The sequence below is a fragment of the Thalassospira sp. NFXS8 genome (assembly GCF_040148805.1).
Taxonomy (GTDB): Bacteria; Pseudomonadota; Alphaproteobacteria; order Rhodospirillales; family Thalassospiraceae; genus Thalassospira.
The window spans coordinates 106,186-128,794 of the sequence record NZ_JAGEMF010000006.1; the positions used below are offsets into that span (position 1 = coordinate 106,186).

General features: G+C 54.0%; 20 protein-coding genes. 6 read left to right on the plus strand and 14 right to left on the minus strand.

Annotation, left to right across the window (positions count from 1 at the left end):
• Window positions 1-79 precede the first annotated feature (79 nt).
• From ahcY to J4E05_RS22395, 8 genes are all read right to left on the minus strand, one after another.
• On the minus strand, window positions 80-1,375 hold the full coding sequence (gene ahcY / locus J4E05_RS22360; RefSeq protein ID WP_085595341.1) for an adenosylhomocysteinase: 1,296 nt from the start codon (window positions 1,373-1,375) through the stop codon (window positions 80-82).
• 302 nt (window positions 1,376-1,677) lie between these two features.
• Window positions 1,678-3,477, minus strand: a complete 1,800-nt coding sequence (gene ptsP, locus J4E05_RS22365) for a phosphoenolpyruvate--protein phosphotransferase (RefSeq protein ID WP_349600328.1) — start codon at window positions 3,475-3,477, stop codon at window positions 1,678-1,680.
• Window positions 3,478-3,503: 26 nt separating this feature from the next.
• The gene (locus J4E05_RS22370; RefSeq protein ID WP_085595327.1) at window positions 3,504-3,779 is read right to left on the minus strand and encodes an HPr family phosphocarrier protein; all 276 of its coding nucleotides are present in this window, start codon (window positions 3,777-3,779) and stop codon (window positions 3,504-3,506) included.
• A gap of 56 nt (window positions 3,780-3,835) precedes the next feature.
• A complete protein-coding gene (locus J4E05_RS22375; protein ID WP_085595329.1) occupies window positions 3,836-4,240 on the minus strand; it encodes a PTS sugar transporter subunit IIA in 405 nt (134 codons plus the stop codon).
• Window positions 4,241-4,253: 13 nt separating this feature from the next.
• Window positions 4,254-5,237 carry an RNase adapter RapZ gene (gene rapZ, locus J4E05_RS22380; protein ID WP_349600331.1) on the minus strand — a complete coding sequence of 328 codons (984 nt, stop codon included), beginning with the start codon at window positions 5,235-5,237 and terminating at the stop codon, window positions 4,254-4,256.
• Window positions 5,234-5,719, minus strand: a complete 486-nt coding sequence (locus J4E05_RS22385; protein ID WP_246833098.1) for an HPr kinase/phosphorylase — start codon at window positions 5,717-5,719, stop codon at window positions 5,234-5,236. Before J4E05_RS22385 ends, rapZ begins: the two co-directional genes overlap by 4 nt.
• Before the next feature lie 52 nt (window positions 5,720-5,771).
• Window positions 5,772-7,448 carry a sensor histidine kinase gene (locus J4E05_RS22390; RefSeq protein ID WP_349600334.1) on the minus strand — a complete coding sequence of 559 codons (1,677 nt, stop codon included), beginning with the start codon at window positions 7,446-7,448 and terminating at the stop codon, window positions 5,772-5,774.
• A 61-nt stretch (window positions 7,449-7,509) separates the two neighbouring features.
• Window positions 7,510-8,253 (minus strand): response regulator transcription factor, encoded by a 744-nt coding sequence (locus J4E05_RS22395; protein ID WP_085595333.1) that lies wholly within the window; start codon window positions 8,251-8,253, stop codon window positions 7,510-7,512.
• A gap of 305 nt (window positions 8,254-8,558) precedes the next feature.
• Between J4E05_RS22395 and J4E05_RS22400 the strand changes: the two genes are divergently transcribed.
• From J4E05_RS22400 to J4E05_RS22415, 4 genes are all read left to right on the plus strand, one after another.
• Window positions 8,559-9,518 (plus strand): TAXI family TRAP transporter solute-binding subunit, encoded by a 960-nt coding sequence (locus tag J4E05_RS22400; protein WP_085595572.1) that lies wholly within the window; start codon window positions 8,559-8,561, stop codon window positions 9,516-9,518.
• Between the two features lie 430 nt (window positions 9,519-9,948).
• Window positions 9,949-12,060 (plus strand): TRAP transporter permease, encoded by a 2,112-nt coding sequence (locus tag J4E05_RS22405; protein WP_085595570.1) that lies wholly within the window; start codon window positions 9,949-9,951, stop codon window positions 12,058-12,060.
• Between the two features lie 4 nt (window positions 12,061-12,064).
• Entirely contained in the window at window positions 12,065-12,466 is a 402-nt protein-coding gene (locus tag J4E05_RS22410; protein ID WP_349600339.1) for a DUF1850 domain-containing protein, read from the plus strand.
• Between the two features lie 221 nt (window positions 12,467-12,687).
• Window positions 12,688-14,031: an MFS transporter gene (locus tag J4E05_RS22415; RefSeq protein WP_349600342.1), complete on the plus strand. Its 1,344-nt coding sequence runs from the start codon at window positions 12,688-12,690 to the stop codon at window positions 14,029-14,031.
• Between the two features lie 292 nt (window positions 14,032-14,323).
• Here the strand turns inward: J4E05_RS22415 and J4E05_RS22420 are convergent, their stop codons facing one another.
• Window positions 14,324-14,509, minus strand: coding sequence for a hypothetical protein (locus J4E05_RS22420; RefSeq protein WP_085595564.1), 186 nt, complete (start codon window positions 14,507-14,509; stop codon window positions 14,324-14,326).
• A 154-nt stretch (window positions 14,510-14,663) separates the two neighbouring features.
• Here J4E05_RS22420 and J4E05_RS22425 point away from each other — a divergent pair, with 154 nt between their 5' ends.
• On the plus strand, window positions 14,664-15,668 hold the full coding sequence (locus J4E05_RS22425; protein WP_246833103.1) for a LysR family transcriptional regulator: 1,005 nt from the start codon (window positions 14,664-14,666) through the stop codon (window positions 15,666-15,668).
• Window positions 15,669-15,929: 261 nt separating this feature from the next.
• Here J4E05_RS22425 and J4E05_RS22430 read toward each other — a convergent pair whose 3' ends face one another.
• The 3 genes from J4E05_RS22430 to J4E05_RS22440 all read right to left on the minus strand — a co-directional run bounded on the left by J4E05_RS22430 (window position 15,930) and on the right by J4E05_RS22440 (window position 19,150).
• Window positions 15,930-16,448 carry a GNAT family N-acetyltransferase gene (locus J4E05_RS22430; protein WP_349600346.1) on the minus strand — a complete coding sequence of 173 codons (519 nt, stop codon included), beginning with the start codon at window positions 16,446-16,448 and terminating at the stop codon, window positions 15,930-15,932.
• A gap of 85 nt (window positions 16,449-16,533) precedes the next feature.
• The gene (gene fmt / locus J4E05_RS22435; protein WP_349600349.1) at window positions 16,534-17,466 is read right to left on the minus strand and encodes a methionyl-tRNA formyltransferase; all 933 of its coding nucleotides are present in this window, start codon (window positions 17,464-17,466) and stop codon (window positions 16,534-16,536) included.
• Window positions 17,467-18,085: 619 nt separating this feature from the next.
• On the minus strand, window positions 18,086-19,150 hold the full coding sequence (locus tag J4E05_RS22440; protein WP_349600352.1) for an aldo/keto reductase: 1,065 nt from the start codon (window positions 19,148-19,150) through the stop codon (window positions 18,086-18,088).
• A gap of 90 nt (window positions 19,151-19,240) precedes the next feature.
• Here J4E05_RS22440 and J4E05_RS22445 point away from each other — a divergent pair, with 90 nt between their 5' ends.
• Window positions 19,241-19,792 (plus strand): TetR/AcrR family transcriptional regulator, encoded by a 552-nt coding sequence (locus J4E05_RS22445; protein WP_349600355.1) that lies wholly within the window; start codon window positions 19,241-19,243, stop codon window positions 19,790-19,792.
• A 347-nt stretch (window positions 19,793-20,139) separates the two neighbouring features.
• Here J4E05_RS22445 and def read toward each other — a convergent pair whose 3' ends face one another.
• Both def and J4E05_RS22455 read right to left on the minus strand, forming a co-directional pair.
• A complete protein-coding gene (gene def, locus J4E05_RS22450) occupies window positions 20,140-20,658 on the minus strand; it encodes a peptide deformylase (RefSeq protein WP_085587691.1) in 519 nt (172 codons plus the stop codon).
• Between the two features lie 171 nt (window positions 20,659-20,829).
• A complete protein-coding gene (locus tag J4E05_RS22455) occupies window positions 20,830-22,335 on the minus strand; it encodes a DNA recombination protein RmuC (protein ID WP_349600359.1) in 1,506 nt (501 codons plus the stop codon).
• Window positions 22,336-22,609: the final 274 nt, after the last annotated feature.

Here is a 22,609-nt window from a genome sequence, read left to right on the forward strand (position 1 = left end):
GGGCCGGTTTTTCCAAACAAAAACCGGCCCGCACGTGAATGCGGGCCGGTTGCTTGTTGTGCCGTAAAAGACAGCGCAATTAGTAACGGTAATGATCCGGCTTGAACGGACCGGCCTGCGGAACGGCGATGTATTCAGCCTGTTCAGCGGACAGTTTGGTCAGTTTCACACCAAGACGTTCGAGGTGCAGGGCAGCAACCTTTTCGTCAAGATGTTTGGGCAGGACATAAACCTGGTTTTCGTAATTGGCGTGGTTTTTCCACAGTTCGATCTGGGCCAGCACCTGGTTGGTGAAAGATGCCGACATCACAAAGCTGGGGTGACCGGTTGCACAGCCAAGGTTGACCAGGCGGCCTTCGGCCAGAACGATCAGGCGTTTGCCATCGGGAAATTCAACTTCGTCAACCTGCGGCTTGACGTTATCCCATTTGTAATTGCGCAGCGAATTGATCTGAATTTCAGAATCAAAATGGCCAATATTACAAACGATCGCACGGTCTTTCATCGCACGCATATGGTCGAGCGTGATGATGTCGATGTTACCGGTGGTCGTGACGAAAATGTCGCCAAACGGGGCGGCATCTTCCATCGTGGTCACTTCATAACCTTCCATTGCGGCCTGAAGGGCGCAGATCGGGTCAATTTCGGTAACCAGAACGCGGGCACCCTGGCTGCGCAACGACGCCGCCGAACCTTTACCCACATCGCCATAACCGGCAACCACGGCAATCTTGCCAGCAACCATCACGTCGGTGGCGCGTTTGATGCCATCGACCAGGCTTTCGCGGCAGCCATACAGGTTATCGAATTTCGATTTGGTAACCGAATCGTTCACATTGATGGCCGGAACCTTAAGGGTGCCTTTTTTCGCCATTTCATACAGGCGATGCACACCCGTGGTGGTTTCTTCTGACAGACCTTTAATGTCGGCCAGCAGTTCCGGGTATTTTTCGTGGATCAGCTGGGTCAAATCGCCGCCATCATCCAGAATCAGGTTCGGCTTCCAGCCGTCCGGCCCTTCGATGGTCTGCTCGATGCACCACCAGAATTCTTCCTCGGTTTCACCTTTCCAGGCGAAAGTCGGGATTTCAGCAGCAGCCATCGCGGCAGCCGCCTGATCCTGGGTCGAGAAAATGTTGCAAGACGACCAGCGAACCGTGGCACCCAAAGCAATCAGGGTTTCCATCAGAACGGCGGTCTGGATGGTCATGTGCAGGCAACCGGCAATGCGGGCACCGGCCAGCGGCTTGGTCGTGCCAAATTCTTCGCGCAGCGCCATCAGGCCCGGCATTTCGGTTTCGGCAATCGCAATTTCCTTGCGGCCCCAGCCAGCAAGCGAAAGGTCTGCGACCTTGCAATCGGTAAAGTTCGACATGTCGTCTCCATCAATCAGATATGGCGCTTTCATATCCTTTGCCGATTTGCACCGAAAAAGGAAATGAAACCGCCGTGAAATCCATGCATATGGCTGGCAACGCCAACCTCGCTTGGTGCATATATAAAGATATGTTTATATCGACATCAAGTGTTTTCTTACAGCATCAACAAATGTAACGACAAACATGCCTGTTCGCCGCTCTGCCCGTCGTCCTGCCACATATCGGGATGCGCACCCCCGATAACCAGTGGCACATCCCCCAAAGAAAATACTGATCGCCTGATTAAACCAGCCCGGCGTCACGCAAGATCGTTAAAATCATCCAACATGACAGCAATACGGTCCGGGTCCCATTGTTCCAGAATTTGCTGGGTCTGATATTCCGAAGTGCGGCTATCAAGGCGTCGCACCCGTTGCTTTACCTGTAACAAACTTCCCGGCGACATCGATAAATTGCGCAACCCCATGCCCAGAAACAGCGGTGTATAGCGCGGGTCACCGGCCATTTCACCGCACACGCTCATGGGGATGCCAGTTCGAACTGCGGCCTTTGCCGCATCACTGATTAAACGCAAAATGGCAGGATGCAGCGGGTCGTATAAATGCGCCACCTGGTCGTCACTGCGGTCAATTGCCAGGGTATACTGGGTTAAATCGTTGGTCCCGATGGCAAAAAATTCACATTCACGGGCCAGTGCATCAATGCTAAGGGCAGCGGCCGGTATTTCAATCATGGCACCTAACGGCGGCAGGGTTGCAGGCAGCGGGTGTCCGTCCCCGCGCAGCCGGTCTGCCACCCTGTTGTAAATCTGGCGTACCCGTGTCATTTCGCCCACGGTGACCACCATTGGCACCAATACCCGAACCCTGCCATGCAAGGATGCGCGCAAAATGGCGGCAAGCTGGGTTTCCAGCAAATCCTCGCGGCGCAATGACAACCGCACACCACGCAACCCCAATGCCGGGTTCGGCCCGCTGCCAACTTCATTTTGCAAGGCAACAGCCAGTTTTTCACCACCAATATCCAGGGTACGAATGGTAACCGGCAGGTCTTTCATCTGGCTGACAATACCGGCAAGCTCCTGATATTGTTCTTCTTCATCAGGCAGATAGCTTTTGTTCATGAACATGAACTCGCTACGCAAAAGCCCGATGCCCGATGCACCGTTTTGTAAAACCGTTGAAACCTCTACCGGCAATTCGATATTGGCATGCAGATCGACCAGGACATTGTCCTTGGTTTCAGATCGCAGGCTGCGCAAACCCAACAATTTGGTGCGCGAGGCCAGCCAGTCTTCGCGCCGTTTGCCATACAAACGCAAATCTGCGTCGTTGGGCCGCAAAATAACTTCGCCGCGCAGCCCGTCGACAATGATGGTATCACCGCCCGAAATACCACGAATGATATCGGCCGCCCCCAAAACTGCGGGAATGCCAAGGGCGCGGGCCATAATTGCGGTATGCCCCTCTGCCCCGCCAATTGCGGTAACAAAGGCCCCCACATTATCCGGTTGCAGGCGGGCCATATCTGCCGGGCTTAATTCTTCGGCAATCAGAATGGCGCCGGGGGGCGCATTATCCAGCGCCCGGTCGGTTTCGCCGGTCAGGCACCGCATCAGGCGCAGGCCGACTTCGCGAATATCGGCCGCACGGGCAGCAATATATTTGTCTTTGATGCCGGTAAATTGCTGGGCGATGCTGTCAATCACATCGCTAACGGCCCAAACCGCATTCATTTTTTGCTGACGAATGCGGTCTTCGGCCCCGCGCAACAGACGCGACTGTGTCAGCATCTGAATATAGGCATCCAGCAAAAAGCCCAACTCATCGGATGCCGATGCTTCCAGCGCACCGGACTGCGATTTCAACCGCCGCAATTGTTCAATGCTGTCATCCACCCCCTGATGAAGGGTGGTGACTTCATCTTCAATGCAGTCACTGGAAATGGTCTGGCGGACAACATGAATATATTGCCGGTCCAGCACAAAGGCCCGGCCAATGACGATACCGCCAGAGGCCCCAAGGCCCACAATCATACGTCGCCCCGTAACCGAGGCGTCCTTGCTCTGGTCGGTCGTGTGCTGCGGTGTAACTTGCAAACGTTTCCTGATCGGTTTTTACCGTTTTATTCTTCGTGGAACTTGGCCTCGACCAGTTCACTTAATGCCGCAATCGCCTGATTACAATCAGGTCCGGTTGCTTCTATTTCAATTTCGGTGCCAGTCGATGCCGCAAGCATCATCAGCCCCATGATTGAAACACCGGAAACCTCGGTTCCCCGGTTGCGAACCATAACACGGGCCTCGAACTCGCCCGCCAGTTTAACAAATTTTGCCGCCGCCCGCGCGTGCAATCCGCGCTGATTAACGATGGTAACGATACGCTTTTCAGTTTGCGACATTCTGTTCCCCGTCGACAGAAGGAAATCGGATCCTGTCTGCCGCGCCTTTAATGGTCTTATTCTTCGCCGCTTAACAAACGCGAAGCGACATTGATATATTTACGACCGGCATCCTGTGCGGCATTCACCGACTGGGCCAGCGTCCCCTCAACCCGGACCGATGCCAGTTTGATCAATAATGGCAGGTTAACCCCGGCGATCACTTCGACATGGGCTTGTTCCATAATGGAAATGGCCAGGTTGGACGGCGTACCGCCAAACATGTCGGTCAACAAAACAACACCCTGCCCGCTATCGACATTTTCGACCGCAGCCAGAATATCCGCACGCCGCTGTTCCATGTCGTCATCCGGCCCGATGCACACAGCGGCAATCTTGTCCTGGGCGCCAACAACATGTTCCAGCGCCGCAACAAATTCCCGTGCGAGATCGCCGTGGGTGACAAGCACCATCCCGATCATGCAGTTTTCTCCATCAAATCATTTCCCCCGGCTTGGTTTCATCCGGCTCTGCCGGTTTGTCACGATGACTGAGATGAACGTCATATCCCAGTGTTGATATCCAGTCATTAAGCAGGCGCGCAATATACACGGACCTGTGTTTCCCGCCAGTGCAACCGACAGCAATGGTCAAATAGCTTTTGCCTTCTTCGGCATAGCGGGGCAGTACCGGCCCGATCAGGGCCTTTAACCGGTCCATAAAACCGGCAAAATCACGATCCTGCGCAACATATTCACCAACCCGCACATCCATGCCGGTCAAATTGCGAAGGTCGGGATCATAATGCGGATTGCGCAAAAAACGCACGTCAAAAACCAGGTCGGCTTCGCCCGGCACCCCCTGGCGAAACGAAAAACTTTTTACAAAAATCGCCATCTGCCCCGATGTCGGGCTGGCGAACTGGTCTTGTAAAATTTTGCGAAGTTCCGTTGCCTTTAAGCGCGAGGTATCAATTTGCATATCCGCGATGGCGGCAATCGGGGCCATCAGGCGTTTTTCATGGGCAATCGCATCCACCAGCGGCCGATCCTGCGTCAGCGGGTGCGGACGGCGGCTTTCGGTAAAGCGTCGCTGCAACACTGTGCTTTCGGCATCGACAAATACCACCGTTAAATCCAGCCCCGGCTGCGCGCGCAGGGATGCAATAATGTCGCCAAACTGGTCCACCCCAAAATCACGCGTTCGGATATCAAGACCAATGGCAACAGGCACCTTTAATTCGGCATCGCCACTTAACAGGTTAGGCAACAAACGCAGGGGCAAATTATCCACCGCATCAAAGCCGAAATCTTCGAGAATTTTAAGACTGGTGGTGCGACCGGCCCCTGAAACCCCGGTAACCAGGACCAGGCGTGCATTTGTGCTTGTGCCGTCAGGGGCAACACCCCCCTCGTCGGTGTCGTCTGGCCGGCGCGCATCGCCTTGCGCCATGCTGGAATTTCGGGGCAGGTCAATCATGATACAATCCGCATTTTTCCGATAGCCAAAGCCAAAGCCGTCTCGACCTTGTCAGGGGCGCTGGCCTCGAACGCATTGATTTTCCAGACCGGCAGTGAAACCCCGCAAAGGGTATCATTTGCAAGCTCTGGCATACGATCAATTATATCATTTGAATTGGGTTCGACCAGATCGGCAATCACGCGAATTTCGGCATGGCGGCAATGCGCAATCCCCTTAACAATTCCCAATCCGCGTATTTCCATCAATCCGGCAATTTCATCGGGGGCAGACGCCACCAGCACCCCGTTTTGCAGGGAAATATTGGTGCGATCATCAGATACAAGATATCCCCCGCGCGAAATCAGGCGCAGGGAAAGATCTGATTTGCCGCTGCCTGACGCACCACGCACCAAAATGCCGTGCCCGTCAAACGCGACACAGTTTGCGTGAAGCTGTGTCATATCGGGCAAAACGATGCGCGGGCGAAGGCGGCTTGTCAAACGGGGATTTACCCCAAACTGCCCGCACTGCACAAAAAACATCTTTACCGGATTAACGACCGCTGGTTTCCAGGGGTAAACGCACCGTAAACACTGCCCCTTTAACTTCGCTATCCAGGGTTCGGTTCGATGCGCTTAAATGACCATTGTGCGCCGCGACGATTCGCTGCGAAATAGAAAGCCCCAGCCCGGAATGCTGCCCAAACTTCTCGCTTGACGGACGTTCGGTATAAAACCGGTTAAAAATTGCTTTTTCCTTGCCAGCCGGTATGCCCGGGCCGTCATCTTCAATGGTAATCACGGCCTGGTTTTTATCGCGCCATGCCCGCACCCGCACTTCACCATGTTCGGGGCTAAAGGTCAGGGCGTTGGAAATCAAATTACGAAACACCTGTACCAGTCGGCTTTCAAGAGCGGGCACCACCAGGTTTTCAGGGGCAGTTACCTTTACCTGCGGGCCGTTGCCACCCGCGTTATAAAGCTCGGACAGGGTTTGCAGCAAAACACGCAAATCAACTTCTTCGCTTTCGGCGCGCGACAATTCGGCATCCATCCGCGAATAATCGGAAATATCGCTAATCAGCCGGTCCAGGCGCTGCACGTCTTCGGCAATGATTTCCATCAGGCGACGCTGGCGTTCGGCGTCCTTTAGCCGGGTGGCGGTTTCAACCGCACTGCGCAGCGATGTCAGCGGGTTTTTAATTTCATGGGCCACGTCGGCAGCAAAGCGCTCGATGGCGTCCATCCGGTCCCACAGGGTTTCCGTCATATCGCGCAAGGTGCCCGACAAATCACCAATTTCGTCGTTCCGATCAGTCAGATCCGGGATGGTGAACTGGCGATTTTTACTGCGTCGTACCCGTTCCGCTGCCCGCGCCAGACGGTTAAGGGGCCGGGTAATAACGCCCGCCAGATAAATGGACAGCAACACCGTGATGCCAAAAGCAAACACAAAGATTTTTAAAATATCCAGCCGTACCGCATGAAGCGCACTTTCGATCGTGTCGCCATTTTTGGTCAGCATGATCGATGCCAAAACCTGCTTAAAGCGCTGAACCGGCACCGAAACCGACAAAACCCGGCGCCCGCGGCCATCCACCCGCACAACCCCGCGCGAATACCCGGCAAGGGCGGCACGCACTTCGGGGTAATCCGATGCGCTGGCAATGGGCGGGTCCACATAAAGCGGCAAGGGTTGATCACCTTCGAAAAGCGATAAAACCCCTTCGGTCAGATTGCGCATGATTTCGGCAAGTTCGTCATCATCGCCCGGGGCAGGCAATTCTTCGGCCTGCACCGCACCAGCACCAAAGGACTGGATATTACGACTATCGGCAATAAGCTGCCCATTAGCCCCAAACAGGCGGGCGCGCGCGCCGGTGATCCCCACCAGACGCCGCACCATTTCGCGGGCTGTTTCCAGTTTCACCCGTTCGGTGGCATCATCGCCGCGGCCAACAGCCGCGGTCGACAAGGCAGCAGCATACATTTCCGCCTGCACTGCCATCGCTTCAAGTTCGGAATGGATCAGTTCCTGCTTATAGCGCCCCAGATATAAAATACCCGCCACCAGCACAAAAAGCGCTAGCGCATTGACGGCCAGTATTCGCCATGTCAGCGGCGAAAACAGGCCATGCCGTTCCTCGAGGCGCACAGAACGCGCCTCGCCGGATCGGGAATCGGTCTGGTTTCCGCCCTGTTGGGGTGCCGAAGCAGTTTTATCGCTCATGCAATCCGTACTTTATCCCGGCATATTTGCGCTGGCCGGGTTGTTGATTCGTCGTTGTCGTTTAGTCGGTCGAAACGCCCACAGCACCGGGAACCACGGCTGCGGCGGTATCGCGATACCGGTAACCCACACCATACAGCGTTTCGATTTCCTTGAATTCCTTGTCGGTTTCACGGAATTTTTTACGCAGCCGTTTGATGTGACTGTCGATTGTACGGTCATCGACGTAAATATGTTCACCATAGGCCGCATCAATCAGTTGATCGCGGTTTTTGACGTGGCCGGGATGTTTTGCCAGGGCCTGAATCAACAAAAATTCGGTCACAGTCAGGTTCACATGCTGGCCTTTCCAGCTGCACATGTGGCGCGACGGGTCCAAAACCAGATCGCCGCGCTGGATAACATCGTCCGACCCGCTGGGGCGAACACCACCCGCACGAATAATTTCAGCCCGGCGCAAAAGGGTCCGAATACGTTCAATCAGCAAACGCTGGGAAAACGGCTTTTTGATATAGTCATCCGCCCCAAGACGCAGGCCGGTCAATTCGTCAACCTCGTCATCCTTTGATGTCAGGAAAATAACCGGCATCTGGGTTTTTTTGCGCAAATGCGTCAAAAGCTCCAACCCGTCCATACGCGGCATTTTAATATCGAGAACCGCCAAATCCGGCTCTTCCTTGGTCAGGGCGTGCAGAGCTTCGGACCCGTCGGAATAGGTGCTAACTTCATAACCTTCTTCTTCCAATGCCATCGAAACCGATGTCAGAATATTCCGGTCGTCATCCACAAGCGCTATCTTACTCACCTGGATCCTCGTTTCAAAAATTGAACTACTTAACGTGGACTATACAAAAAACACTGCTTTGTGGCGAAAAAATAACCAGATGCGGCATATTTGAGGTTTTTCATACCCACTAAACACTGTTGCAATACAACGCATGCAATGCCAAACAAATTCCGGTACGACAATATGTATATCCGCCACAGATATAGGCTAGCCTATTCTTTGGAAGTCCCCTAAGCTGCCTTCACGCTGGCGTGAAGTAAGAACCGTGAATGATGCGGCACCGGGGCGCAAACGAATTCATATCTTCAAGGGAGGAAGACCTGATGACATCCATTCGTGCGAAATCCGTACTTGCAGGGGCAATGGCGGTAGCACTGAGCTTTGGCACAGCCTCTATGGCCAAAGCCGACGAATTTATCAATGTTCTGACCGGCGGTACTTCGGGTGTGTATTACCCGTTGGGCGCGGCGCTTGCCAACGTCTATGGCGAGAAAATTGACGGGGCCCGCACACAGGTCCAGTCCACCAAGGCATCGGTTGAAAACCTGAACCTGTTGCAGGCAGGTCGTGGCGAAATCGGCTTTGCGCTGGGCGATTCGGTTAAACTGGCCTGGGAAGGCAACGAAGAAGTCGGCTTTAAAAAGCCGCTTGATAAACTGCGGGGCATTGCCGCCATTTATCCGAACTACATCCAGATCGTGGCCTCCAAGGAATCGGGCATCAAGTCGCTGGCCGACCTGAAAGGCAAAAGCGTTTCTGTTGGTGCGCCAAAATCAGGCACCGAACTGAATGCCCGCAAGATTTTCGAAGCCGCTGGCATGTCTTATGAAGACCTTGGCAAAGTTGAATATCTGCCGTTTGCAGAATCGGTTGAACTGATGAAAAACCGTCAGCTTGACGCGACCTTGCAGTCGGCCGGTCTTGGCGTTGCATCGCTTAAGGATCTGTCGGCTTCAATGGAAGTAACCATTGTATCGGTTCCTGCCGAAGTCGCCGAAAAACTGGGCGCACCTTATGTTGCTCGCGAAATTCCGGCTGGCACCTATGAAGGCCAGGCCGATGATGTTCCGACTGTCGCCATCGTCAACTTCCTGGTCAGTCATTCCGGCGTTTCCGATGAAATCGCCTATCAGATGACCAAACAGCTGTTTGAAAACCTGCCGACCCTGGAAGCTGCCCACAATGCAGCCAAGGCGATCAAGCTGGAAAATGCCATTAAAGGCATGCCGTTGCCGCTGCACCCGGGTGCAGAACGTTACTACAAAGAAAAAGGCATCATGTAATCGCCTTGCACAGGCAGGAAACCGCCCACAGGGAACCTGCCTGATGCTGCTTTTTCACCGGTCGGGGTGCAATGCTCCGGCCGGGATTGCTTTTGTGCCGCGCCGTTTTAGCCGCACATTCGAAATCCCTTTTCTGCCTGTTGCCGACGTTGCCGGGGACCCTAAAGCATGTTTCCTTTGAGAAGACCCATTTTGTTTGTTTTTGGCGGGTCGTTTGACAAGGCACTGCGTGCGGCACGTTACGGCGCATCGGGCGAGCGATACAACACGACCAAACACCGCCAAAAACAAACTCTGCGGGCCAGTGCATTCTGCCGCCTGGCCGCGTCAAAATCCATGCCCGTAAACCCATTACGCTCTGCGGACTTCTCCTTGCCAGGCGGCAGAATGCGCTGGCAAAATGGATCTTGTTAAAGGAAATATGCTTTAAATGTCGCAAGACCAATCCGCCCACCACGCACCTGCCGATTCCCCTGACCTGGCCATCCATGACCCGCTGGTCGACAGCTTTGCGCCGACATTCGAAGGGCGTTTGCTGTTCTGGATCGCGTTTGTTTTTTCGGCCTTCCAGATTTCAACTGCCGCCCATCTGATCGATTTCCCCAGCCAGGTTACCCGCGCCATCCATGTCGGGTTCCTGATGCTGCTGATTTTTCCGCTCATCGCGATTGGCCGCAAATCCAGCCTGCCGGTTAAAACACTGGCATGGATCCTTGCGCTGTCCGGTGTTGCTGTCGCAGGGTATCAATGGGTCGAATATAACGACCTGATCCTGCGTGCGGGTGATCCGGTTACCACCGATATTGTCTTTGGCATTATTGCCCTGATCGGGGTTTTTGTCGGGGCTTATGTCTTGATGGGCCCGGCCCTGCCGATCATTGCGGCGTGTTTTTTGGGATATTGCCTGTTTGGGCAGTATTTGCCGTCACCTCTTAATCATCGCGGTTACGACTTCACCCAGGTGATCGACCATATGACCTATGGCACCGAGGGTATTTACGGCATTCCGATTTATGTGTCATCGACCTATATTTTCCTGTTCATCCTGTTTGGGGCGTTTCTGGAAAAGGCCGGGATGATTCAGCTTTTTACCGATGTATCCATGGGTCTTGTCGGCCATGCCCGCGGCGGACCGGCCAAGGTTTCCGTTATTTCATCGGGATTGATGGGCACCATTTCCGGGTCGGGCGTTGCCAATGTGGTGACAACCGGCCAGTTCACCATCCCGTTGATGAAACGTTTTGGCTATCGCCCGGCCTTTGCTGGCGGGGTTGAAGCCACATCAAGCATGGGTGGCCAGTTAATGCCGCCGGTGATGGGGGCTGTGGCCTTTATCATGGCCGAAACCCTGGGCGTTGAATATTACGAGGTTGTGCAGGCGGCGTTAATCCCGGCCATTCTGTATTTTGCGTCGGTTTTCTGGATGGTCCATCTCGAAGCAGGCAAATATGGCCTGTCGGGCATTGCAAAATCCGAACTGCCATCGCCACGCGCGGCCATTCGCAAAAGCTGGTATCTGCTCCTGCCTCTCGCTGTACTGGTTTATTTGCTGTTTACCGGTTACACCCCGCTTTTTGCGGGTACCGTCGGCCTGTCGCTTACCGTTCTGCTGATTTTGGGAAGTTCAATTATTCTGGGCCTGCCCAAGGGAACGATCCGCACAATTTTCTGGATCGGCCTTGGTCTGATTGCCGCAGCTTTCCTTGAATTTGGCATTTACGTTATTGTCACCGCCATTGTCGCATTAATGGCATGGTGTGCCCTTTCAAGGGGCGGGCGCGAAACCTTGCTGATCTGCCGTGATTCGCTGGCCGAAGGGGCGAAAACGGCCCTGCCCGTTGGCGTGGCCTGCGCCATTGTCGGCATCATTATTGGCACCATGACCCTTACCGGGGTTGCCAATACCTTTGGTGCTTTCATCGTGCATGTCGGCTCGCAAAGCCTGTTTTTATCGCTTGTGCTGACCATGATCACCTGCATCGTGCTGGGCATGGGCATTCCGACCATTCCCAACTATATCATCACATCGTCTATTGCCGGGCCTGCACTGTTGCAACTGGGCGTGCCGTTGATTGTCAGCCACATGTTCGTGTTTTATTTCGGCATTCTTGCCGATCTGACACCGCCGGTGGCACTGGCCTGCTTTGCCGCAGCGCCAATTGCCCGGGCAAGCGGGCTTAAAATCTCGTTCGAGGCGATAAAGGTGGCGGCGGCAGGTTTCCTGATTCCCTTCATGTCGGTTTATACCCCGGCACTGATGCTTCAGGATGGCGGCCCCATGGCCGATGAAATCGGTTATTGGCCGGCAGTGGCCTATATCTTTATCAAAACCACCATTGCCATTGGCCTATGGGGCATGGCCGTGATTGGTGCGCTTAACATCCGCCTGACCGTGCCCGAACGGTTGATTGCCGTGGCAGCGGCTTTCACCCTGATTGCGGCATACCCGGTAACCGATATTCTGGGTTTTGCCCTGTTTGCCCTCTTTTGCGTTATGCACTGGTTGCGCTTACGCAAAATCAGCGACACGGCGGGGGCCTGAACCGGTGGGACTTTGCATACTGACAGCCGGTAAAGCCATCAGCCTTGCCATCACCGCCTTTACATTGTCGTGGATGCATTCGGTGGAACATACCGGCTGGCAGGAAGATTACCAAATTACCCCGGCGGGCCTTGAACTTGTGCAAGCCCGCGTCAAGGGTAGCGGCGCCGGAATGGAACCACCACCTGATGCGATTCTAAAAAACGACTGGTGGGTTTACACCCCGCATCTGCAACCGTTGCCCGAACTTAACCTTGCAGCATCGGGGGCCACCGGGGGTGGCTGGCATGTATGCAGTCCACAATTAAAGGACTGCCTTGATCTGGGCGAACAGGCACAGGCCAGCATCAAGGTCACACCATGCGATGTTGACGGCCCGCCCGGAACAGTAACCTCGCACGGGTAATCAATGCCGAACCGGCCCGATATACCAATATCGGGCAGCAAAACCCGGCTCAAATTTCAAACGGCATTGCCTTGATGCAATGCCGTTTTTTCATAAGCAGCCATCTTAACCGCCTATTTGGTCATATGGACCTATCCAGCGGGGCGGGTAGACGCCACTGCCTTGAATCGATACAATTACCGCCATATTCACGATCAACATTCAAACCTGCAAGTTATTCAATGGCATTTTTTCACCTTTTGCGGCAGGCACCACGCCCGTTGGCTTTTGGTGCCTTGCATAGTTTCGGCTCGGCCTTTGGGCAAACATTTCTGATCGCCCTGTTCGTACCGTTCATTTCGCAAAGCATGGGTATTAACGAAACCGGCTTTGCCAATATGTATGCGGCCATCACCATTGCCAGTGCAGCAGCCCTGCCTTTTATCGGTCGCATGATCGACCGGATCGACATGCTGCGCTACAGCCTGATCGTCATGATATTTCTGGCTGCTGGCTGTTTTGTGATGTCGGTTGCAAGCAATGTTATTGTTCTGGTTGGCGGGCTGTTTATGTTGCGGTTCGCCGGGCAAGGCCTGATGAGCCATGTCAGCATGACCAGCGTCGCGCGTTATTTTGACCGTAACAGGGGGCGCGCCCTTGCCATTGCCGCTTTTGGCTTTCCCATGGCCGAGGCGATTATGCCTGCAATTTTTCTGGCCCTGATTGCCGCCCTTGGCTGGCGCGGGGCCTATATTGCGGCAGGCATTACCATTTTGCTGGTGATGATGCCGCTTGCAGCCTGGCTTGTGCATGGAAATAGCAACTTTCGCGCCATTCCTGCGATGGCTGAATTGCCCCCTCAAACACCCGAACCAGCGGCAAAAACCGGCACACAAGGCAACGCTGCCCCACAAAACCGGCCTGATCGGCACGATCAACCCGCCGTTTCCTTGCCACAACAAGATGACAGCCGCAGTCAGCCCCATCCACGCCTGTTTAAATCGGCCTATATCTGGTTATCAATGCCCATGATCGCGGGGCAACCCCTGGTGTTAACCGCGCTGTTTTTTCATCAGGCCGTTATTGCCAGTCAAAAAGGCATCGAACTGGGCTGGTTTGCGGCGGGTTTCACCCTTTTTGCCATAACATCGGTACTGGGGGCCTTTGGCAGTGGTCCCTTGATTGACAAACTGGGCGCACGAAAACTGTTTCCCTATCATTTGGTACCCTTGATGATCGCGGTCATGGTGTTGGCAATGACCGAAAAGGCACAGTTTATTCCGGTTTATATGGCCCTGGCTGGCTTTACCACCGGGTTTGCCACAACGCTGCGCACAGCAATTGTCCCCGAACTGGTACCGATGCACGAAATCGGCTCGATACGTTCCAGCCTGACAGCAATTATGGTGCTGGCCTCCTCGGCGGGGCCACCCATATATGGCTGGTTGTTTGCCGCTCATGTGAATTTACCAACAATATTGATGGCTTCGGTGGCGGGTATGGCCATTGCCACCCTGTTATCATGGCTGGCAGAACGGCCAGGATTTTATGTACCTCCGCATTTCAGGCACCCTCATACCGCCTGACGTTTTGCAACGGTGCCAGCTTGAACCAAGCGATAGCATTTGCAAAATTATCAAGGATCCAAAGACAAAGGCCAATTTTGACCAACCCGGTATCAAACAGGTTAAATCACGGCCATCTTGCACATTTCGGCACAAACAGGTGTCGATGAACAAAAAAATGGCCCGGAACACAAAAGTGTCCGGGCCAGTCGGGAAAACAGCGTCATAACTTGGGAGGAAGGACGCTATAGTAGAACTCGGGTAGATACCGGAGCGCGGGCAACGCGCTCACGGTTAAGGTCGTCATCAGTGATCAGGCTGCGCCGCCAACGGTACCGGCAGGGGTCGCGTTGTGGCCAGCTTTTGCATCGGAACCCTTGAACAGGTTACGGAAAAAGCTGCTGATATATTCAGCGCGAAGCTGCTGGCCCTTACGTACGCCAGCTTCGATCTCGCTGGTTTCAATCGTCAGCAATTTGATGTCAGCAAACGTCCTCATAATGGACCTCCTTGAATTTCGTTTTCTGCGGCACCATCGCCGCCTCGTCTGAAAAACAATCTAATTCTCTTTACTGCGAAGGGGAATTACCTCAATATGCACATTACTTATGAACAATGATCACAAATCACGAAAATGATCTGAGGAAACGCTGATGGATCGCGCTGCAGAAATGGAAATCTTTGTCTATGCTGTTGAAGAAGGCAGCTTTTCCGCAGCGGCCCGGGCCTTGCGCCTGTCGCCATCGGCGGTATCAAAATACATATCAAGGCTGGAGGACCGGTTAGGGGCACGTTTGCTGATGCGGACCACCCGCCAGTTGAGCCTGACCGAGGAAGGCCGCGCTTTTTATGAACGCGCGCGCACCATCCTTAACGAAATTGAAGAAGCCGAAGAAGTTGTAACCCAGCTTTATGCCGCGCCCCGCGGCACATTGCGCATCAACGCATCGGTGGCTTTTACCAAATACCAGGTGGTGCCGCTGATTCCGGAATTCCTCAATATGTATCCCGATGTGCGGATCGAACTCACCCTGGATGATAAATTTACCGATCTGGTCAACGATGGTTACGATTTGGCGATCCGGTTATCCGAACTTGAAGATTCCTCGCTGATTGCGCGTAAATATGCGGTGAACCGGCGCTTTATCGTCGCATCGCCCGATTATCTGGAAAAGAATGGCATTCCGCGCAAGCCGCAGGATCTGGTGAACCATAACTGCCTGCATCTATCCTCGCGCGAAAGCTTCAATGACTGGCATTTTGAAACCCCCGAAGGCCATATGTCCTTTCGCGCCCAGGGCAGTTTTTCGGCAAATGATGGCGATGCCCTGCATGCCGCCGTTGTCGCCGGTTTGGGCATGGCACGACTGGCGGAATATCTGGTCCATGAAGACATCCGTGCGGGCCGCTTGACCCCGGTTCTGACCGATTTTATCCATGATCGCGCCTGGATTTCGGCGGTGTATCCGCATAAACGGCACCTGTCGCCCAAGGTCCGCGCCTTTGTCGACTTTTTGGCCGAGAAATTCACCCCGGTCCCGCCGTGGGAGCTGGGCATGCGGGATGCCCGTTCCGTGCGCCGCGAAGATGGCAGCCTGCCACAAACCAGCCAAAAGGCGCTGAACCCCGAAGCCGCTGCCAAAGGCCAGGCAAGCTAGACCGGGACCTCCGACACAGGATAATAAAAAACAGCCTGATCAATCTGGTCAGGCTGTTTGTGTATCCGGGGTTAAAACCTTCAGATGGATGACCGGCCAAAGCCACACAATTAAGCGCAAAGAGCTTTAATACCCGTTCTCTATGAGTGAAACGCATTGAGAACGGGTTAGGCGCGACAGCGCCGCACGGCTTATGCCGTGAAAGGCAAGGGGTTCGAAGAAACCCGCCCGCCGATTGAGGGCTGCACGGATCGGTTTCGATCAGTGCAAGTTGTTATAAGTCGCCGCCAACACCGTTGCCGGTTCGGCGCGAAAGGCCAATTCTGCCGATTTGCTCAGGTCATCAAGGATGCGGGTCTGACCGGTTTCGATGAAACCACATTTACGGTAAAAATGATGCCCGACAACAAAGCGGGTATCTGTCCAAAGCACCAGTTCCTGGCAAGCGGGGTATTGCGCCAAAAGCCAGTCCCGCGCACGGGATAAAAGACGCTGGGCAAGGCCCTGCCCGCGGCTGGATTTATCCAGATAAACCTTGTGCAGTTCGGCGACTGTCTGATCATCGGAAAGCTTAATGCCAAGACAGCCGATAATTTGCCCCTCCGCGTTTTCAGCCACCCAGATCGCCCCCAATGGCGCGAAATCATCGGCGATGGCATCCAATTCGGGAAATTCAGCCGCCCGGTCAAAAACACAACCGGGATATTCGGCAAATACTTTGGCAATCAGATCGCTGATCTGCTCGCCATCGTGATTGGTGGCAAGGCGAATTTCCGTCATGCGTCATTCCTGTGGGGCTGGTGGAGACAATTGGCATATTAAAGGAAAAGTGCTTTAAGGCTTTGCCTCCACGATAACGGCAAAATCAGGAAACGATAACGCCTTTTGCCAGCTTGTCATAACCGCGCAAGACCGCTTCGGTATCCATTGCCGCCTTGCCCGGGCGTTGAATGCGGGTCGGCCGCAATCCCCCACCGGCACCACACGCAATGGTCAGTTGATCATCGATAATTTCGCCGGGCTGGCCGCTGGCATCGACAATATGCCTTGCGGCCTGCACCTTGATGCGTTCCTTGCCAAAATCAAAATAGGCCCCGGGCCAGGGCGTGAAAGCGCGAATTTTGCGTTCCAGCAGGGCGGCATCGTCGGTGAAATCCAGTTTGCCTTCGGTTTTTTCCAGCTTGGCGGCATAGGTAACGCCGTCCTCGGGCTGAACCGTGGCCGAAAGCTGCCCGGCAGGCAGTTTTTCAAGGGCTTCGACAATTAACCGTCCGCCCATTTCGGCCAAATCATCATGCAAACCGCTGGCATAGGTTTCCGGGGTGATGGCGATTTCATCCATCAGCAGCATATCGCCCGTATCCAGGCCAACATCCATTTGCATAATGGTGACACCGGTTTTGGCATCGCCGGCCAAAATCGCCCGCTGGATCGGGGCGGCCCCGCGCCAGCGCGGCAACAGGGAGGCATGAATATTCAGGCAGCCCATTTTGGGCGCATCCAAAATCGCCTTTGGCAAAATAAGGCCATAGGCCGCAACCACGGCGATATCCAGGTTCAAATCGGCAAAGGCCTGTTTTTCGGCATCGGATTTCAATGAAACGGGTGTCCGCACCTCGATCCCGTGATCGGCAGCCCAGGCATGAACCGGGGTGGGTGTTTCCTTATGCCCGCGACCGGCAGGGCGCGGCGGCTGGGAATATACGCACACCACATCATGACCTGCCTTGACCAGTTCCTGAAGTGCTACCAGGGCAAAATCCGGCGTTCCCATAAAGGCAATTCGCAATTTCGTCATGACCAAACCATTTCATCGTAAAGGGCAAACTGATATGCGGGCAATTTGGCGTTATGATCGACAAAATACAAGCCGCGTGTCGGTTTACCCGCATCATCGCCCTGCCGCCCAAACAAAGACACCCTATAAGATCGATGAAATTTACCATGCCGACCGGTCCGTCGCGGCAAAGGGCGTTGAAAGGCCCATGCCCGGCGTAATGATAATGGCTGGTTGATTGATGATATGTCCGATATCCCGGCATTCATCCAAACCCTGACAAACAAGGCACAAAACCGGGCGATCTGGCTGGGGTTCTACTTCCCAATGGGCTTGTGCCGAGCGTGGTATGAAAAACCGGGTTCAAAAACTTCACTGCCGTGCTGGAATGGCTTGAAAGTGCGGACGGACATCGCTTTTTTAACATTTACGACGACCGCACGCACCTCAACGGCATTCGGTAACATCCTTCACCAAATCAGGTTTAAGTGACTGAATGATTTGATCAAACCCCAAGTGCAAAAATACCGGAACAACGAGACACGCTTGTTTGGACTTGGGACTTGGAACTTGGGATTTGAATGTGTGAGCAGATGTTTGAAAACGAACCTGCCGCCATTGCCGCAGGTTAGCCTTTAGGTCATGCGGCAGGTTCCGCTGGAAAATCTATCTGGTCGAACTTCCCACCTGTGATGAGGTCCTGGATCCGCGGGTCATCAAGCACAGTGTAGGGATATCCCCGCGCTATCGCACTGACGCCGTCAAGGCGCGATACCTGCTCTGGCGACAAAACGACCTGGGCCGCGGCCAGGTTGGATTGAAGTTGGGAAAGTGTACGTGGCCCGATAATAGGGAGCGAGCCCTTGGCAGCCACCCAGGCGATGGCTATCTCGCCGGGTGTTACGCCGGCCTCGTCGGCAACATCAATCAAGGTATCAATGATCGCTGTCCGCTGCTGTGAATTTTCAGGCTGGAAACCCGCGCCGGCCCAAGCTTCGTCTCGTCTGTTTTCGGACTTCCCCGAACGGTATTTGCCCGTTAGTACGCCCCCACCGAGCGGTGAATAAGCCACAACCCCGAGGCCCAGCGCCTGGCTGGCCGGAATGAGTTCCTGTTCGGTCGCCCTCTGGACGAGGCTGTGCTCTACCTGGATTCCCGCAATGGGGACCGCTCCCCTGATTTCGGCAATTGTCGCGGCACGCGAGACCCGCCAAGCCGGGAAATTGGAAAGCCCCGCGTAGAGGATCTTGCCCGCCCGTACGAGATCGTCAAAGCCTCGGACTATTTCCTCGAGCGGCGTCACGCCATCGGAAACATGTGCCCAATACAGGTCGATGCGATCCGTTTTAAGGCGTTTCAGGCTCGCTTCGACCGAGCGAACCATTGCCTGCCGACTGTTTCCGGTGACGAGCAGACCGGAGTCGGCATTCGTCTTGACTGCGAACTTTGTCGACAGGACAAACTCGTCGCGCCGCCCGCCGAGCAAGTCACCAAGAACCGTCTCCGACTGGCCCTCCTGATACCCATTCGCCGAGTCGAGGAAATTGCCGCCTGCGTCGGCATAGGTATCTAAAATTCGACGGGCCTCTTCCGGTTCGGCTCCATGCCCGCCCCATGCTGTACCAAAATTGGCGGTTCCAAGAACGAGTTCGGAGACCCGCAGTCCCGTATGCTTTCCAAATAGTTTGTAGCGCAAAACGATCATTCCTTCTTGTGCTTGCTATCGTGATCGCTATAATTATCGGACCACTGGTACATATAAAAGTACCAGTGTTACACTTGTCAAGGATTAGCAATGCGCGCCGACGCTAAGGAAAATTATAATCACCTGCTGGTCGTGGCCCGGGACGTCGTCACGGAGCAAGGAGCTAACGCGTCCCTACGCGACATCGCGCGCAGGGCCGAAGTGAGCCACGTAACGCTTTTGCGCCACTTTCCGACACGTGAGGCGTTGCTTGATGCCCTGCTCCGAAAGAGTCTCGAAGAGCTGACGGCAAAGGCCGACGAATTGGAACCTTCGACTTTGCCAGGGGAGGCCCTGTTGGATTGGCTCCGTGACGCTGTCGGCTTCGTGCAGGTTTACAGTGGCGTGGTGACGATGATGGCGACAGCGATAACCGACCCTGACTCCGCACTTCATGCCTCCTGCGAAAACTTACGCAATGCAGGCGAGCGACTTCTTAAACGCGCTCAGGAAGAAGGGACTGCGCGCAAAGATATGAAGGGAAGCGACTTGTTTGCTCTGATCGGTGCGCTTGGCTGGATTGGCGACCAACAGTCGTTCAAGCCACGAGCCGAATACCTTTTTGATGTCATTGCAAGTGCGGTCCTGGTTGGGCGCTCGTGAGAGTTTCGTTAACCCTTTTGCTCTGCACCCTTTAAATTGGATCGTTTTTGATTTGAATTTTCCGCGCCAGATTTCTGGTTAGCAAATGGAGCGAAAGATATGACAGCATCGAATTTTTCGGACGCGCAGAAAGCATCCATTTTGAGGTAGGGAGAGAGCGGGATTTGGCAGCGTTCGCCAGTTCAACGTCACATTTTCGGAAAAGACCGTTGCGCACCGTCTCAATACCGAAACAAGCGGAGAATAGCGCCTGCAAAAACAAAAACAGACAAGCCCAAAACATCAAAGGACCGGTAAAACCGGTCCTTTGGGCAGCATCTGATATGGCAAAAGTGCAATCTGAAAAATCAGGCTGACTTCTTGTTCTTTTGCAGCTTGATAACCTTTTTCAGGATCATGTTGCGTTTCAGTGCGCTCAGATAATCGGTAAACAGAATGCCATCAAGATGGTCGATCTCGTGCTGGATGCAGGTTGCCAGCAAGCCGTCTGCCTCAATCTCGTGTGCCTTGCCGTTTTCATCAAGGTAACGCACACCAACTTCAAGCGGACGTTCAACATCGGCATATTGATCGGGGATCGACAGGCAGCCTTCCTGATAAACCGAGCAATCCTCGGATTCCCAGATGATTTCCGGGTTCACCAGCTTCATGGGTTCGGGCTTTTCCTTGTCGTCGGAAACATCAAGCACGACAAGGCGCTTCATCACACCAATCTGCGGACCAGCAAGGCCAATGCCCGGCGCGTCATACATGGTTTCCAGCATATCATCCAGAATCTGGCGAATTTCATCATTCACCTCGGATACCGGGTCGCATTCCTGCTTTAAGCGGGGATCAGGAACGATAAGTATTTCACGCAAGGCCATGTCAGGTTTCCGGATGCAAAAGATGAAACCGCCCCCTATGGAACGGTTTCAATATAATATAAGTCGGGCTTGGAGATAAGACCGCAAGTTATGGGAGTCAAGAAGTCCGTCCCCGTCCCCCAAACAAAGATGATCTCACACGGTCCGCAATGGACCACAACCACCATGGTCTTATCGGTGCCCGCTATCTTCGAGCAAATCGGCTGTCAGTTCGGGCTTACTTAACTGACGCACATGGGTTTCAGACTGCAACGGCTGATCAATTTCGCGATCATCGGCAACGATTTGCTTATCTTTCAGCCGCTTGGCCGATACCAGAACCGAACTTTCCAGCGACCCCAGCGTTTTGTTGTAATGTTTAACCGTGCCTTCAAGCGATTTACCCATGGCGGTAAAGTTTTTGGCCAGCGCGCCAAGGCGATCAAACAATTGCTGACCAATTTCGCTAATCTCGCGGGCGTTATCGGCCAGGGCTTCCTGCCGCCAACCGTAAGCCACCGCCTTTAACAGGCCCAAAAGCGTGGTGGGCGTTGCCAAAATGACCCCGTCGCGAAAACTGTCTTCAATCAAACTGGGGTCACGCTCCAGCGCTGCCGAAAAAAAGCTTTCACCGGGCAAAAACAACACCACAAATTCCGGTGAATTAACAGATTTCCAGTAGGATTTTTTGGAAAGCCCCGTGATAACCTTGCGCACATTGGCAACATAGGTTGTCATCAGGGCTTCACGGCGATCATCATCGTATTTTTCTTCAATCGCTTCCAGATAGGCCGATGTCGGGGCCTTGGCATCGACGACAATGTTTTTGCCGCCCGGCAGGCGAATCACCATATCGGGTTTCTGGTCGCCTTCGTCGGTTTTAAAGTGAACCTGTTCTTCAAAATCACAATGATTAAGCATCCCTGACAGCTCGACAATGCGTTTAAGCTGCAATTCGCCCCACTTGCCCGACACCGATGAGCTGGACCGCAAGGCCGAGCTTAAGGTTTGCGTTTCGCGTGACAGGCGCTGTTGCGACGTTACCAGCGACCCCACCTGTTCACGCAACTCGCCATAGGCCTGCTTGCGTGAATTTTCAAGTTCGTTAACCTTTATATCAAAGGCCTCAAGCCGTTCACGGATCGGTTTTACCAACCCGTCAATCGCCTGCTGGCGTTTTTCAAGGTCGCCCTTGGCTCCTTCCTGAAGACGCGAGAAATTTTCACGCGCCATTTTCATAAATTCATCATTGTTAATTTTCAGGGCATCGGACGAAAGCGCCTTGAAACTGTCAAGCAACTTGACCCGCGCATCATCCAGCATTTGCAGCTTTTCCTGTGCGGCTTCGCGTTCTTTTTCCAGCGAGGTTTCAAGCTCGGCCCCTTTTTCGCGCCAATGCTCCAGCGACACGCGCAATTCGCGAATTTCGCTTTCCAGCCCCGGCACCCGGTTGGCTGTGGTTTCGGCAATGGCGCGTTTTTCCGATGCGGCGTCAAAACGATCACGCAACTGGGCCAGTTCGGTTGCAAGCTCGCGCCGGGTGGCTTCGGTTTGTTCCAGCTGTGCAGCCAGCAGGGCATTATGCGCCTCGGCTTCGGCTTTGGCCGAGTCCCTTGCGCGTTTAACCAATTGCACACTGAAAATCAGCGACACCACCAAAACCGCAATGCCGCCCACGGCAAGAGAAACCGGATCCATAACCACACCATCTGATTGCAATATCTTCTGCTTGTATCTGTTTTGTTCCGTCAAATCCAGCAGCCATCCCGTTATTTGACGAAGTTCGTATTCCCGCCAGCGGGGTGGCACGGCATTTTCATTTCCAACCTGTTTTTCGCCCCCCGGCAGAAAACTTATGGAACCGCCCCCTCGGATCCCAATGCAGGCCTGCCTTTGTCAAAGACGCAACCTTCACTGGAAATTTCCGTAAAATTCACCTATGTTTCAACAAGATAATTAACCGACGCCAGAA

Excerpts from the sequence above, each read along its gene's own strand:
- J4E05_RS22420 (WP_085595564.1), bottom strand. The coding sequence starts at position 14,509 with ATGAGGACGTTTGCTGACATCAAATTGCTGACGATTGAAACCAGCGAG.
- rapZ (WP_349600331.1), bottom strand. The coding sequence starts at position 5,237 with ATGATTGACCTGCCCCGAAATTCCAGCATGGCGCAAGGCGATGCGCGC.
- ahcY (WP_085595341.1), bottom strand. The coding sequence starts at position 1,375 with ATGTCGAACTTTACCGATTGCAAGGTCGCAGACCTTTCGCTTGCTGGC.
- J4E05_RS22375 (WP_085595329.1), bottom strand. The coding sequence starts at position 4,240 with ATGATCGGGATGGTGCTTGTCACCCACGGCGATCTCGCACGGGAATTT.
- J4E05_RS22415 (WP_349600342.1), top strand. The coding sequence starts at position 12,688 with ATGGCATTTTTTCACCTTTTGCGGCAGGCACCACGCCCGTTGGCTTTT.
- J4E05_RS22440 (WP_349600352.1), bottom strand. The coding sequence starts at position 19,150 with ATGATCGTTTTGCGCTACAAACTATTTGGAAAGCATACGGGACTGCGG.
- J4E05_RS22425 (WP_246833103.1), top strand. The coding sequence starts at position 14,664 with ATGGATCGCGCTGCAGAAATGGAAATCTTTGTCTATGCTGTTGAAGAA.
- fmt (WP_349600349.1), bottom strand. The coding sequence starts at position 17,466 with ATGACGAAATTGCGAATTGCCTTTATGGGAACGCCGGATTTTGCCCTG.
- J4E05_RS22430 (WP_349600346.1), bottom strand. The coding sequence starts at position 16,448 with ATGACGGAAATTCGCCTTGCCACCAATCACGATGGCGAGCAGATCAGC.
- J4E05_RS22390 (WP_349600334.1), bottom strand. The coding sequence starts at position 7,448 with ATGAGCGATAAAACTGCTTCGGCACCCCAACAGGGCGGAAACCAGACC.
- J4E05_RS22455 (WP_349600359.1), bottom strand. The coding sequence starts at position 22,335 with ATGGATCCGGTTTCTCTTGCCGTGGGCGGCATTGCGGTTTTGGTGGTG.
- J4E05_RS22405 (WP_085595570.1), top strand. The coding sequence starts at position 9,949 with ATGTCGCAAGACCAATCCGCCCACCACGCACCTGCCGATTCCCCTGAC.
- J4E05_RS22400 (WP_085595572.1), top strand. The coding sequence starts at position 8,559 with ATGACATCCATTCGTGCGAAATCCGTACTTGCAGGGGCAATGGCGGTA.
- J4E05_RS22445 (WP_349600355.1), top strand. The coding sequence starts at position 19,241 with ATGCGCGCCGACGCTAAGGAAAATTATAATCACCTGCTGGTCGTGGCC.
- def (WP_085587691.1), bottom strand. The coding sequence starts at position 20,658 with ATGGCCTTGCGTGAAATACTTATCGTTCCTGATCCCCGCTTAAAGCAG.
- J4E05_RS22370 (WP_085595327.1), bottom strand. The coding sequence starts at position 3,779 with ATGTCGCAAACTGAAAAGCGTATCGTTACCATCGTTAATCAGCGCGGA.